The following is a 17,532-nucleotide window of genomic DNA, read 5'->3' on the forward strand; positions in this document are numbered from 1 at the left end:
TTTAATGAAGGAACAGCAACATTAGATGGAAAAGTAGTAACAACAGGTACTGTTGTATCTACAGATGGAGTACACACTTTAGTGGTAACGGATGCAGCTGGAAACAAAACGACAGTGGAATTTACTATTAAAAAAGTGGTACCAATGCCAGTTTAAATTTAAAGCGCAATGGTAAAATAACTTTTGCTAGAGTAGAAGGATAATATTTTTAAATTATGTCTTCTCTAACATTTAAACCAAAAAAGTCCCTAGTGAATGAACTCACTTGGGACTTAGCTTTGCCTATTTTAGTATTTTTACTTTCACTGTTTTTCTGCCCCATTGAATGGCTTTCTTATAAGAAGGAACGAAGATATCGATCTTTTTCCCTCTAATGGCACCGCCTGTGTCACCGGCAATGGCATAGCCATAACCTTCAACATAAACCTTCGTGCCAAGCTTAATAACTTTTGGGTCAACAGAGATGACTTTAAGATTTGGATTTTTCTTTAGGTTGTATCCTAAGGCAGTGATGCCAGAACATCTTTTACAATTTGCTGTATAGGCCGTTGCGCTAACAGTAATGGTCTTTACTACGTTTAACTTCTTTGAGCTTGTTGTAGTAGTTTTGGCTTTCACAGCCGGTTTACTAGCAGATCCGCTAGTTATCTTTAACGATTGATTCGGATGAATTGTATTTGATTTAAGGTTATTCCATTTTTTTAATGAACTTACGGATATTTTATATGTTTTTGCAATACGATAAAGCGAATCTCCACTCTTAACTTTATATGTATTGGATGCTGCGAATGCGCCAGTACTACTTCCAAATAACACCATACCCGCCAAACTAAACATGACTAGGAATTTCTTCATTTCTTAAAACCCCTTTCTTCTGTTATATAAAAGTTACCACAATAATATTACACAAATATTTCAATAGCTTACTAGTTTCATGACAAATACATAAAATTAAGGTTTCATTAAAGTTTTATTAAGGATTCATTAAGGTGTCAGGCACCTTTCGTGGACAAAACCACCTATTTTGACCGCGTGGAGTGGACATTTCCATAAGATAGAATTATTTTATAGTGGTATGAGAATAGTTTTTATGGGGGTTTGATTTAGGGTTTGGTATTTTTCGAGGTATTTTAATTAATACTTGAAAATATTATAATATTAAAAAATGGTATTTTTGGGGGTATTTAGGAAATGAAGTGCCAGGAGTGGAAATCAACAAGCATGTTTAACAGAGCCTTTTCAATAAGAGAGTACAAATAATATTTCCTCCAATCCCCCCTAATCTATCAGCAAAATGATAAAATGATAAATAAAAAGAATGACATATTACGTGAAACAAACTTAATGGGGGATAACTAGTGAAATACATTTGGTCACTTAGCTTGATGTTACTCAGTTTACTATTTATGTCTTTTGACGCCAATGCTGATGGGATCAACGCCCATCCTAAAAAAATCGATCCGGATGTTTTATTTAAGGAGAAGTCGGAATATGTTGCCGCGGAATTGGTTGTCAAATTTGCACCAGGTACACCCCAAACGGAACGCGAGGACCTCCTTAAACAAGTAGATGTAATAGAAGAAACTGGTTTAGAAGATCAGGATTTCTCTCTGGTTAAAGTCACGCAAGGTGCGAAGTTAGCAGAGATTGCGAAACAGTTATTAATGAGTAAAAAGGTGCTTTTAGTCGAACCAAACTATAAGTACCAAAAAGCCTATGTACCAAAGGAGCCGAGCTACAGCCGGCAATGGTACCTTAATAAACTTCAACTCCCAAAAGCATGGGACAAGACCAAGGGCTCATCGAAGATTACTGTTGCGGTAATTGATGGCGGGGTTCAAAAAGATCACCCTGACCTTAAAGGGAAAATCGTCAGCCCTTACAATGCCGTAACAGGTTCTTCCAGTTATTATCCCGATGAACATGCTACACATGTGGCTGGAATTATTGCGGCAAGCTTTAATAAGTATGGAATTGCTGGGATTTCTCCAGATGTAAAGATCATGCCTATTAACGTTTTCCAAGGAAATGAAGCAAGTGCTGAAACTGTAATACGAGCCATTTATTATGCAGTGGCCCATCATGCAGAAATCATCAATATGAGCCTCGGTGATGATAATTATAGTTACTTATTAGAAGCTGCAACTAAATATGCAAAATCAAAAGGGGTTGTGCTCGTTGCTGCCGCTGGTAACTCTAGTACCTATTTGCCGATGTATCCAGCTGCATCCGAGGGTGTGATAGGTGTAAGTGCAACGGATCGAAATGATAGAATTGCCAGTTTCTCAAACTATGGAAAATACATTGATCTAGCTGCTCCAGGTGTCGATATCTATTCAACCGTAGCGGGAAGCACGTATGCTGCTTATGACGGGACATCCATGGCCGCACCAATGGTTTCAGGAATAGCTGCACTTGTCCGGTCGAAGAACCCATTTTTAAGTCCCAGCCAGGTAGAAGCCATTCTTAAAAGCTCAACCGTTGACCTCGGCAGCAAGGGATGGGATGAGGATTTCGGGTATGGAAGAATTGATGCCTATAAGGCCGTTTCCAAAACAGCCGCACCTATTTCAACGATAACTGCTCCGAAAACCTATACAATGACAGGGGAAAATAAAGCCGCTTTCTCATTTAAAACAACTAGTAAGACCAAGGTTTCATTATCAATAAAAGATGCACATGGAAAAACAATCAGGAAATTACTATCCAATAAATCCTCATCAGGAGCAAAAATATCAGCTTCTTGGGATGGAAAAACTGCAAGTAAAAAGTTTGTATCGACAGGTATCTATAAAGTGGAAGTGAAAATCACCAAAGGATCGGACAGCCTTAATAAAAGCACGACTATAAAGGTCATCAATCATACCAAACCTGCCATTATGGTGTCAGGCACCACCTATACCTACTCACCAAAAGTAAGCAGTAAGGTTACCATCCCTTACGAGTTAACGCAGAAAGTGAAAATATCTGCTGTTGTGACGGATCAGTCCGGTAAAACGGTAAAGAAAATTCTTTCTAAAAAATCTAAGTCTGCTGGTAAGCATTCATTAGTTTGGAATGGGAAAACAACAAAAGGGCATCTCGTGAAGGATGGGACATACAAAATTGTTATGTCATTCACGGATAGCCATAATAAACAAGGAAAACCAAAAAAGATTCAACTGAAAGTGGATAGCGTCCGGCCAACAGGAGAACTTTCACTTTCATCCACCCTTTTTAAAATGGACAATAAAACCACGAACATAATTCGAGTGAAATTAAAAGAAACTTCAACTATGATTGTTCATGTGGTCAATGAAAAAGGGACTATAATTAAGAAATTAATTAATAAACAAGCCAATCCTGGTATAATCAGCGCCAGTTGGAATGGAAAAAATGATAAAAATCAATTGGTCCCAGAAGGAACCTATCACTATTTCGTTCAGTTAAAGGATAAAGCAGGGAATATAACAAAAATCAACAGCACTTCGATTATCTTTCAGGACTGGCGCGTTCCGTCTATCTCATCAGGGAAAGATTATTATCTGAAAACAAAAGGGACTTTGACCATTGGTTACACCATAAGCAAGCCTGGAAAGGTTACGATTGGAATCTATCAAAACGGAAAACCCGTAACCACCATTAAATCAGATGCCGCAGAATTAGCAGGCCAGCATACCTTTACTTGGGATGGCACGGATCAATCCAAAAGTCTGCTCAACGATGGAGTGTATCAATATAACATTAAAGTGGTAGATAAGTATAATCTAACGCAAACCTACTCGGGAAATGTCCACGTTGAGATTAATAAGATTGAAATTAGTTACCCTGCTGTGGTCATGTTTTATCCAGGGGAGGGCAGTGAAGTCCATTACAAACTATCACGCGCTGCACATGTGACAATAGAAATTTATAATCAATCGAATCAAAAGATAAAAACAATCGAACAAGATAAAGCAGTTAATGAAGGAAGCCAATATTTTAAATGGCTTAGTGGAGATGAAAATGATGACACCTACTATTATGTCATCACAGCTAAGAACGCCTACGGCCAAAAGTCTGTTAAGGGGAAAATGACATCAACAGGCAATCCGGCATGGTTAGTGTCACATAGTTTTGGCTTCCACCTAGCATCAGACCAAATCTATAACGACCAATTATTGTTGAAAATTAACACAAAACAGCAAGTTACGGCAACCGTCCATCTCTATCCCGATGCGGGCAGCTCCCAAATTGCTGAAAAGCAATACACGGTAAAACCAGGTTCAAGTACGATTGTCTATACTAAACCATCCAAATATTCCTGGTACTACTATTTAATTGAATACCGTGATTCATTAGGTAATGAATATTGGTATTCAATTAATGAGTAATACAAAAAACCCTCTTCCAAATATCGGCAGAGGGTTTTTCCTTAGGTTGTTTCCAACTGTGTCTTCAATTCTGTCTGTATTCGTTGTTTTTCGTCATCTGGAACAATGTAGTAATAAATTCCGTTCATTCTTGTCCCTTTGCCTTTAATGGTCATTTGATCGATATTACTTCCTACAGTTTTGTAGTTCTTTTGAATAGAGACCATTTGATCAAAGGTCAGATTTGTTTTTACATTTTTTCCGAGTGCCGTAAAGATATCCCCGTAATTTGCAAGTGAAGATAAACTTGCACCCTCTTTAATGACACCTTGGATAATTTGGCGCTGGCGTATTTGTCGGCCGAAATCACCGCGAGGGTCTTCTTTCCTCATCCGAGTATAGGCAAGAGCCTTTTTCCCGTTCAAGGTCACTTCACCTTTAGGAAAATGATAGCCTCCATAAGAAAAGTCCAAATCATTATCGACCGTTATTCCGCCAACGGCATCAACAACATCCTTAAAACCTTCCATGTTGACTTTTACAAAATAATCAATCGGAATATCTAAGAAATGTTCAACCGTGTTCATGGCCATTTCTTCGCTTCCAAATGCGTAGGCATGGTTGATTTTATCCTCTGTTCCTTTACCAATAATTTCAGTGCGAGTATCCCTCGGAATACTTAGCATCTTTACGGTATTGAGTTTCGGATTAACAGATAAAACAATCATGGTATCTGACCGGCCTTTATCCCCTTTACGCTGGTCGACACCTAAGAGTAATACAGAAAACGGCTGTTTGTTTTGCAAAGATACTTCCTCAGTACGCTTTTCTGATTTCCGATCAACAGGGTGATGCATTGTTTCGACGGCAGTTTGTAATGAATTATATACTGAATAGGCATAAACCCCAATTCCAAGCAAGAGCACAAATAAAACAATTCCAGTTACACGGAGCCACTTTCTCTTTTTCTTTTTATTCTTGTCAGCTCTCATCTAGTATTCCTCCACAACGTAATTTTGAACCATATTTTAGAATAGCAGAATTTATCGAAATTTAATACATTTATTTGAAAAACTTACATATTTTTTAACTGGGTTAACTGGAAAAAATTATTCCAAGCCTTATTTTATAGTAATTTGATGAACTCAATAGCATTAAGAATAGATGGAAATATTTTTTTTGTAAAAATATGATAAATTTTCTCACAAAAGTCTATTATTCTTCCGGAAAAATTAGTAGAATAGTCATGCAATACCAATTATTTTGTCGAAGGGCGGAAAAAGTGTGAAGAGACAGATAAAAAGAAGCATGAAAAGACGTATGCTTAATGGTTCTCTAGCAACAGTGCTGGCGCTAACAACAATTCCTTTGAATATTTTCCCACATGCTGCTAAAGCTGAAGGAACTGGGAGTACTGCTACACTACGTATCTTAGAAACTACGGATCTGCATTCTAATGTGCTACCGTATGATTATTTCAAAGATGCACCAGTAACAAATTATGGTTTAGCTAAAACTGCTACATTAATCAAACAAGCTAGATCTGAAGTTGATAACTCCATGCTATTTGATGCTGGTGATACGATTCAAGGAAATCCACTTGCTAGTTATGTAGCAAAAGTAAATAAATTAGGACAAAATGATACTCATCCTATTTACAAAGCAATGAACTATTTAAAATATGATGCAGGTATTGTTGGAAACCATGAATTTAACTATGGATTAGACTACTTAAAAGATGTTCAGGAAGAAGTCCAATTTCCAATTGTAAACGCTAACATTTATAAAGATGATCACGATTCTGACTCAACCAATGATGTTAACTACTTCACTCCGTATAAAATTGTAGACAAAACGATTAAGGATGCTGACGGCAATGAACATGTGATTAAGGTTGGGGTCATCGGTTTTGCACCACCGCAAATCATGCAGTGGGATAAAGATAACCTAACTGGTAAAGTCATTACAAAAGATATTGTTGCCCAAGCTAATAAATTTATCCCACAAATGAAAGCAGACGGAGCAGATGTTATTGTTGCTATTGCTCATTCCGGCTGTGATATTGCTGCTGAAGGTCAAGAAGAAGCAGAAAATGCCGTTTACGATTTAACAAAAGTACCTGGTATTGATGCGATGTTGTTTGGACATGCCCACGTGAATTTCCCTGGCGATGCTTCATTCAACGGCAAGACTGGCATTGATAATACGAAAGGTACGATCAATGGTGTACAAGCTGTTGAAGCAGGCTTCTGGGGAAATAATCTTGGTGTGCTTGATTTAGCTCTTGTTCAAGATGCAAATGGCAAGTGGACTGTGGATAAGGCTAATTCTAAATCTGTTAACCGTCCAGTTACGGCTGCTACCGCTTCAGACGAGACAATTGTTAGTGATACACAAGCTATTCATGACCAAGTACGGGCATATGTTAATGGGAAAATCGGTACTACAGAAATTCCGATGCACAGCTTCTTCACCCGTGTCATGGATGACGCTTCCACACAAATTGTTAATAATGCGCAAATGGATTACGTGAAAAAATGGATTAACACAAATGCACCTGAATATAAGGATGTACCTGTTCTTTCTGCTGCAGCACCATTTAAGGGCGGCCGCGGTGGTGTGGCTGACTACACGAACATTGCAAAAGGCGAGGTAACCATTAAGAGTGCAGCGGATTTATACTTGTTTGATAACACATTAAAAGCTGTTGAAGTAACAGGAGATCAAGTAAAGAGATGGATCGAAGAATCAGCGAAACAATTTAATACAATTGATCCTAATAAAGCTGAAGCTCAAGATTTACTTGATTACGATTTCCGTCCTTACAATTATGATGTCATTGATGGTGTTAAATATGAAATTGATGTCACGAAGCCAAAAGGTGAACGCGTTGTTAATTTAAGGATGATGGATGGCACTCCTGTCCAAATGGACCAAAAATTCATCGTAGCAACAAATAACTACCGTGCTGGCGGAAGCGGCGGTCTAGCTGAATTAAGGTCTGCAAAAGTTGTCGTAGATTCTCCATTCGAAAACCGTCAAATCCTTATGGATTATATCACTGCACAAGGTACAATCAATCCTGTAGCAGATAATAACTGGAAAATCGCTCCGATTGGCGGCGTTGCCAAGGCAGTCTTCCACTCTGCTCCAGAAGCAAAACCATACCTTGGTCAACAACCAGATGTAAAAGACCTTGGTGCATCAACAACTAAAGCAGGATATGAGTTGTACGAATTAGACCAGAACGTCCACGTTCAATTATTAGGAATCAATGACTTCCATGGTCAACTAGATACTTGGAGATCTATTAAAGACTCCGCTGGTAATGTTGTCGATTACTCAGGTGGTATAGAATTTTTATCAGCTTATTTAAAACAAAGAGAAACAGCAAATCCTGCTAATACTCTTATGATTCAAGCGGGTGACCTTGTTGGAGCAAGTCCTCCAGTATCTGCACTATTACAAGACGAACCTACCATTCGTATGATGAATGAAATTGGTTTAGATGTTGGTACGATCGGTAACCATGAATTTGATGAAGGCGTAGTAGAAATGAAGCGTCTTATCCACGGTGGCGATAATCCAAAAACCGCACAATATGAAGCTAAATATGGCAAGTTTACTGGTTCAACAATGGATTATGTTGTTGCTAACGTAGTCGATGAAAATACAAATGAGCCTATTTTACCTCCATATAAAATTAAAGAAGTAGACGGCGTTAAGATTGGCTTTATTGGTGTTGTAACAACTGAAACACCAACAATTGTTACTCCAAAAGGTGTAGAAGGTGTTAAATTCACTGATGAAGTAACTGCAGTGAACAAATATGCAAAAGAATTAACGGATCAGGGCGTTAAAACGATTGTTGTTATGGCGCATGATCCTGGAACTTCAAAAACAGATGGTTCAGCAGCAACTGGTAAGGTTGTTGACATGGCTAAAGCGATTGACCCTGCTGTTGACGTTATCTATGGTGCACATGATCATAAATATCTCAATACAAATGTTGATGGAAAAGTATTAGTTCAATCATGGTCTTATGGTACAGCCTTCTCTGATATTGACTTAACCATTGACCCTGCTACAGGAGATGTGATTAAGGATCAAACAAAGGCTGAAGTGGTAGACACACTTCATAGCAAAATTACTGCAGATGCAAAAATTAAAGCAGAACTTGACGGTTATCAAGAAGATATTAAACCTGTTGTAAGTCAAGTAGTAGGTACTACATCTGCTGCAATTACAAATGCGGCCAATCCTTCTGGTGAATCTGCACTGGGTAACTTAATTGCTGATGGTATGCGCTCCGTAACAGGCACTCAATTAGGATTTATGAATTCTGGCGGTATTCGTAACCCACTTCCAGGAGGAACAATTACTTGGGGCGATTTATTCAAGGTTCAGCCATTTGGTAATGACCTAGTAACAATGACTGTCACTGGGAATCAAATTAGAACCTTATTAAATCAACAGTTCCAAGCACCACCAAGCTATAATAAAATCATGGCAATTTCTGGTCTGAAATATACTTGGAGTGATAATAAGCCATACGGCAGCAAAGTGCTTGATATCTATTTAGAAAATGGTACACCATTAGATCCAACTGCAGAATACACAATTACAGTAAACAACTTTATGGCAGACGGCGGTGACGGCTTTACGGTCCTTAAGTCTGGTAAGAATCGCGTAACAAACGTTGTGGACTTAGATGGATTTGTCCAGTATTTCAAATCCTTACCACAACCAGTTGCGGCACAAATTGAAGATAGAATTACAGTTGATAAAGAAGTAACTGCATCGGTTAATGAAGTAACAGACCAATCAACAGCTGTAACTGGTAAAACAGAAGCAGGGGCAACTGTTGTGGTAACAGCAGGTGACGTTAATAAAACTACTACTGCCTCTGAAGATGGAAACTTCTCTGTGGAAATTCCTGTACAAAAAGCAGGTACAGAAGTAGTTGTTACTATTACTGATAAAGCTCTTAATGTAAAAGAAGTTCGATTAACTGTAAAAGATGTAACGGATCCATTTGCTCCTGTAATTGAACCAGTTACCAACCTTTCTACCGAAATTAAAGGTCATGGTGCAGAACCAGGTACACATGTTTATATCACTAATGGATTCAATCTGAAGTTACACTTAACAGCAGATGCTGAAGGTAAATTCAGTGCACCATTATTGGCGCCACTTAAAGAAGGTACTTTATTATTTGCATTCTCTGTTGATTTATCATTCAATTTAAGTCCAATTGGCTCTACAATGGTTCTTGATGTGATTGCGCCAAATAAAGCTGTCGTAAATGCAGTAAGCAACAAAGATAAAGTTGTAACCGGAACTGCTGAAGCTGGTTCTTCTGTCACGGTATCTAGCAGCAAAGGCGTTCTTGGCACTGCGAAAACGGGTGTAGATGGTAAATTCTCTGTCACACTATCAACTGTTCAAACAGCAGGTACTGATTTAACGGTTGTAGTTTCTGATCCATCCGGGAATAAGAGCGAAACAACTGTTACCGTTCTTGATAAAATTGCTCCAGTTGTAAGCGGAGTAGTTAATAATGGTATCTACAATAAAAATGTTTCGGTTTCATTTAATGAAGGAACAGCTACTTTAGATGGAAAAGCCTTCAAAACTGGAACGCTCGTTGCTACAGAAGGAGTCCACACACTAGTGGTTACTGACGCTTCGAAAAACGTAACAACTGTGAAGTTTACAATTGATAAAACAGCTCCAAAAGTAACTGGTGTCGCAAACAATGGACTTTACAACAAGGATGTAACCATCTACTTTAATGAAGGTAAAGCTTTATTAAATGGAAAAACTGTAGCAACTAAAACAGTTGTGAAAACAGACGGCACTTACACTCTAGTGGTGACGGATGCAGCTGGAAACAAAACAACTGTAAAATTTGCTATTGATAAAAAAGCTCCAAGCACACCTTCTGTTGATAAAATCACTGTGAATACTACCAAAGTAACTGGTAAAGCAGAAGCAAATTCAACAGTAGTAGTAAAAGTTAGCGGCAAAGTGATTGGTTCTAGAACTGCAGATAAATATGGCAAATTCTCGATTACCATTGCTAAACAAAAAGCTGGCAAAGTGGTTGAAGTAGTTGCAATCGACAAAGCAGGCAATGTAAGTAAAACGGCCAAAGTTACAGTCAAAAAATAAGTGAACAAGAAAAAATCCCTGAAATAGTTTTCAGGGATTTTTTCGTTTGTTATAAAAATCTATGAAATGATTCGTTCCACCAGCCAAATCGCTCCTAAAATAAAAATAATCAGAGAACCAATTTGAACGATTCTGCGAGAAATCTTCAATTTAAACAAATAAGCAAGTATTGGAATTAGCAAGAGTACGATGACGAGCTGAACCGCTTCAATCCCCAGGTTGAAATTAATCAACGCAACAGCCAGATGACTCTTAGCAATTTCCATTTCCTTTAAGATACTTGCAAACCCAAGCCCGTGGATTAGGCCAAACAGAAACGTAATACTCCAACGGTGTTTAATCTCCTTGCGGAAAATATTCTCTAAAGCAACATAACAAATACTAAAGGCGATCGTTGCTTCCACAAAACGAGAAGGTAAGGTGATCCATCCTAACACCGCAAGGGTAAGGGTGATGCTATGTGCCAGTGTAAAGGATGTGACAATAGAGATGTACTGTTTAACGGTTTGTTTTCTTAACAACAAGGCAAAGAGAAACAATAAATGATCGTAGCCAGTAATAATATGAAGCATCCCTAATTTGAAAAATGAAAACCATGCTGAAGTCGATGATTGCTTAACTGGCTTTGGTTGTGTTTGTTGCGTTTCAGGTTTGTTTGTTTGATCTTGACCTTGTTCTTGCTGCACCTCGGTTAAAAGAATGGTCCAGCTCCGTTCTTTCCCCTGTAATACGGCCTCACTCGTTTGACCCATGAAGTCTGCAGAAATGAGATCAACATAATTCGTGCCAGTATCATTAAAATAAAAGCCATCATTATAGACAATCGTGTCACCAGCAGAAAAGGCCGGAAAGCTTAAGGTTGTAGAAAGAAATTCTTTATTCTCCTTTTTAACAAGTTTCATTGTCTCCACTTTAGGAGTTTGTTCTTTGTTGTTCTTGTCCAGCGTTAAGCCTTCAGTAATTAATTCCTGGAGATGATGCCTTTCTTTTTTTATTTCTGATTTTTCTAGAACCCAGTTTTTATTTTGATCAATATCGGGTAATAGTTCGATAAGGGATAAAGTGTCCAGGGTAAAGACCAATTCGGTTTTCTTTTCAGCCATCGTTATTTTTGTATAACTTGCACTGTATGCATGTGCAGCAGCAATCGTAGGAAAAGAAATGAAGGTAATAAGAACTAGAGAAAGAAAGGGGCACAAAAGGCGCTTATTCCCTAAAAAGTGATAAAATTGTCGAATTTTGTTAAAGAGTGAATGCACAATGAACCTCCTAAATATTATTCCAGAAAAATTAGAATTAATTACCAATAAACGTGTAAATTGTGAAACCTCCTTAATATAATCACATTTTCACTGCATTTGTATACATCTGATTAGCTTTTTAAAACTAATATTCAGATAATAAATAATAAAAACACTATATCCAGAATGCTGAAAATTTTGTAGAATGATAGAGTACGATAAACCTAGGGCGAAAGGCATGTAAGCGTTTTTAACTTGGGTAAAAGAAATTACCAAAAAGGATGGTAGATGGATGAAAGCGAAACATCAGAAGTTTAAGCGCTGGACAAGCACGTTAACGGCATCACTTCTATTGGTCAGTACGTTTTTGCCGAGTGGTCTAATTAATAGAGCACATGCAGAACAGGCTGATCATGTTGTTATCTCTCAAGTTTTTGGCGGGGGAGGAAATGGGAGTGGAACTACTGCAGCTCCATACAATAAAGACTTTATCGAGTTATACAATCCAACTGATCAGCCAGTTGATCTAACTGGATGGTCAGTTCAATATGCCTCTCAAGCGGGAACTTCATGGACACCGACTCCATTATCTGGAGTTATTCAGGCCCATGGGTATTACCTAATTTCCGAAGGTGGCGGTGCAGCAGGAGTAAATCTTCCAACTCCCGAAGCTTCAGGTTCTACTGCCATGTCTGGAACTGCTGGTAAGGTTGCGTTATTTAAAGACAAAACCACAGCAGCATCAGGTGCCAAACCAGCAGAAGCTGTGGATTTCGTCGGTTTCGGAACTGCAACTGCTTATGAAGGATCAGGTCCAACTAAAGCTCCATCCAATACAACAAGCGTACAACGTCGACCATACGCTAACACAGATCCAGCACCAGGCAAAGGGAATGCATGGGATACAGATGATAACGCAGCAGACTTCTATGTAGGTCCAGTGGCTGCACCAAGAAACACGGCAAGCACTCCTGAATCTCCTATGGTTCCAGTAATTAGCTTGCAGCCAAAAGGCAACAATATTCAATTTTTACTACAAGAAACTTCAGCAACAGTAAAAGGTGGAGCCGAAGCGGCTGAACCTGGCTCAACTGTTAAGGTATATGAAACAGCAGGAAAAGGAACAGCTCTTGGTACAGCCACAGCGGCGGCCGATGGTTCCTTTGAAATAAGCTTCACCGCTGCTACAGCACTTCCAGCTGTTTATGTTGCTGCCAAACAAGGCGACATGAATGAAAGTGCAGCCATTCAAATTGATGTTGCAAAAGCATCATCAAACATTGCTGTAGATAAATTAAACTATATGGTAACAAATGGTGCAGGTACATTAATCGGTAATGCTGGTGCTGCCGTAAAGGATTCCATCATCAATATATATCCAAACCAATCGGCCATTGCATCAGAGGTACTTGGAACTGCAACAGCAGGCACAACAGGAGATTTTAACGTTAAAATTAACAGCAATGCTCCTGATAAGGTATACGTAACACAACAAACAACGACAACCAAAGGGATCATGCTTCCAAGTGCTCCTGTATCAGTTGAAAAAGCAGTATTAAATACTATCACACCTCTAAACGAAGTGAAAGCAACTGACTCGAAAGGGATTTTAACAAACCTAAATGGGTTCTTTACTGTAGAAGGTGTAGTAACCATCCAAAATGGTATTCTTGGTACGCAGAAAAACAACTTCTACATTCAAGATGAAACAGGCGGTATTAATGTATTTGGCAGCCTGGATTCAGGTCTTACTGTGCAACGCGGTGACAAATTAAGAGTTACAGGTAAAGTCATTGTTTATAATGGGATGACTGAGTTCGAACCAACAGCTATTCAACGACTTGAAGAAGGCCTTGCCCTTCCAACAACAAAAGACATTACCATTCTTGATTTAAACACGTTTGCTACAGCTGAGCCACTTGAAGGAAGCCTTGTATCTGTAACGGGTAAAGTTTCTGCCGTAGCAGCAACTGGAACGAACTACAATGTAACCTTAGTGGATGAAAATACGAAAGCAACAACAATTCGTATTATGGGAAGTACTGGAATCAAACCAGATACGGATCTAGTAATTGGTAAAAGCTATACTATTACAGGTATTGTTGGTCAATACACAACTAATGCAACTCACGTAAATGGATACCAAGTATTCCCACGTGACGTAAAGGATATTGCTTCCATCTTAGGAATTTCACACACAGCTATTAAAGAAGTATATAAAGGTACGAATGTTGAATTTGTAGCCAATGCTGATGGTGCAGAAGCAGTAACTGTGTACTATCGTGCAACGGGAGCAACTGATTATACAGCATTACCAATGGGGAATGACAGCACTGGTCGTTACACAGCAACATTGGATGCAGCAAATGTTCCAGTAAACGGCTTTGAGTACTATATCGAAGCAAAAGCTGGTACAAAGGTACAATCCGCTGGTACAAGTGCAGCACCATATGCAGTCTCTTTAATTGAGGATACAACTGGTCCAGCATTCAGCGGCGAGACACCTCAAAAAGATGCAAAGGTAGAAACGCCGCATCCAGAAATTACAGCATTAATTAATGACCCAAGTGGTGTGGATGAATCTTCCGTTCAAATGTGGCTCGATGGCCAAGAACTGAAGGCTCCAGCAGCTACCATAACAAAAATGCAGGTTAAATATACACCAACAGAAGATCTTACAATTGGGGTCCACACTGTTAAAGTATCTGCAACTGACTTAAAAGGAAACAGCAATGCGAAAGAATGGACGTTTGAAGTTGTTCCTCGTTTTGATGGTGGGAACCACTATCGTGGTACAACGCACAACCACACTAACATCTCACATGATGGTGCTGGTACGCCAGAAGATGCATTAAAAGCTGGTCAAAAATATAATTACGATTGGTTTGCCTTCTCTGACCACTCTCATGATATTGACCCTGAGAAATTAGGAACGGATACAGTTGTACGTAAAGGTGCAAACGGTGGCGCCGATATGCAAGAACGTACAGGTGGAACACAATGGCAAACAACGAAAGATCTTGCGAAACAATATACAAAGAATGGTGAATATGTCGTATTCCCGGCATTTGAAATGACTTCAACAACATGGGGCCACTCAAATATCTTTGGTACAGATAATTTTATCGACCGTAACATTAACGGAAAGCAATACCAAGATTTAAACCAGTATTATGCATGGGTATTAACCTATGACAATATCGTTGGTCAATTTAACCACCCTGATATGTCAGCGAATGCCTTTAACAACTTTAAGCCTTACAATAAAGATGTAGACAAATTATTTACGATGCTAGAAGTTGGTAATGGTTCTGGTCACTATGGCTACGCCAATGCCGAAGCAAAATATTTCTCAACCCTAGATTTAGGCTGGCACCTTGCTCCTACTTATGGTGAAGATAATCATGAAGGAACATGGGGTCAAATTAATGCTCGTACAGTAATCGTTGCAGACGATCTTTCTCAAGATTCCTTAATGAACTCAATGCGTAATATGCGCGTGTACATGGAAGAAGATCCGAACTTCACATTAGATGTATCAGCGAATGGCTATTATATGGGTTCAACTGTTGATAGTAAGAAACTAAGCTTTGATATTAAAGGTAGTGACTTAGTTGCGGAAGCAAAAAATAGCACAGACTATGATTATCTTCCAGCATCTTATAAGTCAGATGATAGAATTGCTAAAGTTGAATTGCTTACCAATGGCGGTAAAGTAGCAGCTTCGATTACACCAATGGAAAAAGACTTCACATGGGCACCAGAATATACGGTAACAGGCGGCCAACAATGGTTTGTTGTTAAAGTTACCCAAATGGATGGCGAACGTATTTATTCTTCACCAATCTGGTCAAAAGAAGAATCTGTCGATGTAAAAGTGAACAGTATTGATATTGACGGAGGAGTCATCGTTGGCGGCAACCCTGCTACATTAAAAGCAACAGTTGCTAACAATGGTACCGAAGTCGTGAAAAACCTAAAAGTAGATTTCTATTACGATGAAGTAAAAACTGAGAATCTTATTGGTACAAACAATATCACTTCGATTCTATCAAAGACTTCAGCAACAGCTACAGCAACATGGGCAAGCCCAATTAAAGGCGACCATAAGTTAATTGCCGTTGTAACTTCCTTAGATGGACTAAATCTTGGTGATGTTCAATTTTCAGTACCAGTAAAGATTAAAGAGCCACTTGGAATTAAGGTGTTAATCGATGCTAACCACAACAACGAAAACACAAGTGCAGACGGTGGAACGTATAAGGATAACTTAAAAGCCTTTACGTTAATGCTTCAAAAAGAAGGGTACACCGTTGCTGAAAATAAAACAGCCATAACAGATGAAGCGTTAAGCACGACAAAAGTATTAGTGATTACACATGGAAAAGCTTTAACAGCGGATGAAAAAGCAGCTGTTGCAAAGTTTGTGAAAAATGGCGGCTCCTTATTAATGGCTGGTAAGAGTAATAACAGCACAGACCCGACCATTAATAACGGAGTACTAAGCGAAATTGGTTCAGCTATCCGCATGGGTAATGATGGCGTATTTGATGATAGCAAGAGTGGTAACTTCTGGAGTGACCCAGCTGTCAGCCCATTTGCAGTCAGAGTACACCCTGGATTAGTATCCAATCATATAACTGACCGCGTATCGTTTGTCGATTATTACAGCGGAACAAGCTTATCAGGTGTGGATAATCAGGCTCTAACCGAATCAGGTAAAGTAACCATTCTTGCAAAGGGAAATGAAACAACGTATCAAGGAAAAGTTTTAGGTGGATACACCTATGATGCAGTTTCTGATGCAAATGGCGGATCAGCCATTCCGTTAATTGCTTCTGAAGAAATCGGTGAAAATGGCCGTATCATTGTTTCAGGTATGAACATCTTTAATGATAAGCAGATGGATGAATCCTATGAGCCAAAAGGCAATGACGAATTAATTTTTAACGCTGTAAATTGGTTAGCACATCGTGACATGAAAGTGGCAAACATTGCCGATGTTCGTAAATTAGCTGATGATACAGACGTAGTCGTTGAAGGAACCGTTACAACTGGAGCAGGTGTCTTCTTTGATGCTTTCAACTTACAAGATGAGACTGGCGGCATCATGGCTTACCTTGAAGTTCCAGATGGTTCGTTAAAACCAGGCGACAAAGTACGTGTTTATGGTCACATTAAGAGATTTGATAATAATATTGAATTAGAGTTTACTAGCTTTGCTAAGGATGTTATTAAACTTGGATCAGGTGAACCTGTCCAACCGAAATTAGTACCAACTGGAGAAGCAACATCGGCTGCCAACCAAGGATTCTTAGTAAAGGTTAAAGGTACAGTTGTATCTAAGTTTGACGAAAATTCTTATGTCATCAATGATGGTTCTGGTGATGTGTTAGTGTTCACGGATGGATACATTGTGAACCAAAGCAATGTCCAAGTACCAACTCTTAAAAAGGGTGACACGTTAGAAGCAGTTGGGTTATCTGGAGCTTTTGCACAGGGTTCACGTATCCGTGTAAGAGATACAAGAGAACTTGTTGGAACTGTTGCTCCTGATACAACAAGCCCGGTAGTAACAGGTGTAGAAAATAATGGTCTTTACAATACAGATGTAACAGTTTCCTTTAATGAAGGAACTGCAACATTAAATGGCCAAGCATTTACAAGTGGAACAGTAGTTACTGCAGAAGGAAGTTACACATTAGTCGTAACTGATGAAACAGGCAACAAAACAACAGTTACATTCACGATTGATAAAACTGCTCCTGTCGTAACTGGTGTTGAAG

At 38.9% G+C, this 17,532-nt stretch carries 5 protein-coding genes and 1 pseudogene; 3 read left to right on the plus strand and 3 right to left on the minus strand.

Features of this window, described 5'->3' with window-relative positions; all coding sequences use genetic code 11:
* Window positions 1-282: 282 nt before the first annotated feature.
* Window positions 283-855 carry a 3D domain-containing protein gene (locus V7137_RS19520; RefSeq protein ID WP_335699616.1) on the minus strand — a complete coding sequence of 191 codons (573 nt, stop codon included), beginning with the start codon at window positions 853-855 and terminating at the stop codon, window positions 283-285.
* Between the two features lie 503 nt (window positions 856-1,358).
* Between V7137_RS19520 and V7137_RS19525 the strand changes: the two genes are divergently transcribed.
* A complete protein-coding gene (locus V7137_RS19525; protein ID WP_335699617.1) occupies window positions 1,359-4,352 on the plus strand; it encodes a S8 family serine peptidase in 2,994 nt (997 codons plus the stop codon).
* A 41-nt stretch (window positions 4,353-4,393) separates the two neighbouring features.
* On the opposite strand, the gene tagU is transcribed toward V7137_RS19525, so the two are convergent.
* Entirely contained in the window at window positions 4,394-5,323 is a 930-nt protein-coding gene (tagU, locus tag V7137_RS19530) for a polyisoprenyl-teichoic acid--peptidoglycan teichoic acid transferase TagU (protein ID WP_335699618.1), read from the minus strand.
* 292 nt (window positions 5,324-5,615) lie between these two features.
* On the opposite strand from tagU, the gene V7137_RS19535 reads away from it, so the two are divergent.
* The gene (locus V7137_RS19535) at window positions 5,616-10,505 is read left to right on the plus strand and encodes a bifunctional 2',3'-cyclic-nucleotide 2'-phosphodiesterase/3'-nucleotidase (RefSeq protein WP_335699619.1); all 4,890 of its coding nucleotides are present in this window, start codon (window positions 5,616-5,618) and stop codon (window positions 10,503-10,505) included.
* A gap of 59 nt (window positions 10,506-10,564) precedes the next feature.
* Here the strand turns inward: V7137_RS19535 and V7137_RS19540 are convergent, their stop codons facing one another.
* Entirely contained in the window at window positions 10,565-11,764 is a 1,200-nt protein-coding gene (locus tag V7137_RS19540; RefSeq protein ID WP_335699620.1) for a HupE/UreJ family protein, read from the minus strand.
* Between the two features lie 274 nt (window positions 11,765-12,038).
* Here V7137_RS19540 and V7137_RS19545 point away from each other — a divergent pair.
* Window positions 12,039-17,532 (plus strand): annotated as a pseudogene (locus V7137_RS19545) (lamin tail domain-containing protein); the annotation flags it as partial.

This window comes from Neobacillus drentensis, from assembly GCF_036962765.1.
GTDB classification, from domain to species: domain Bacteria; phylum Bacillota; class Bacilli; order Bacillales; family Cytobacillaceae; genus Neobacillus; species Neobacillus drentensis_C.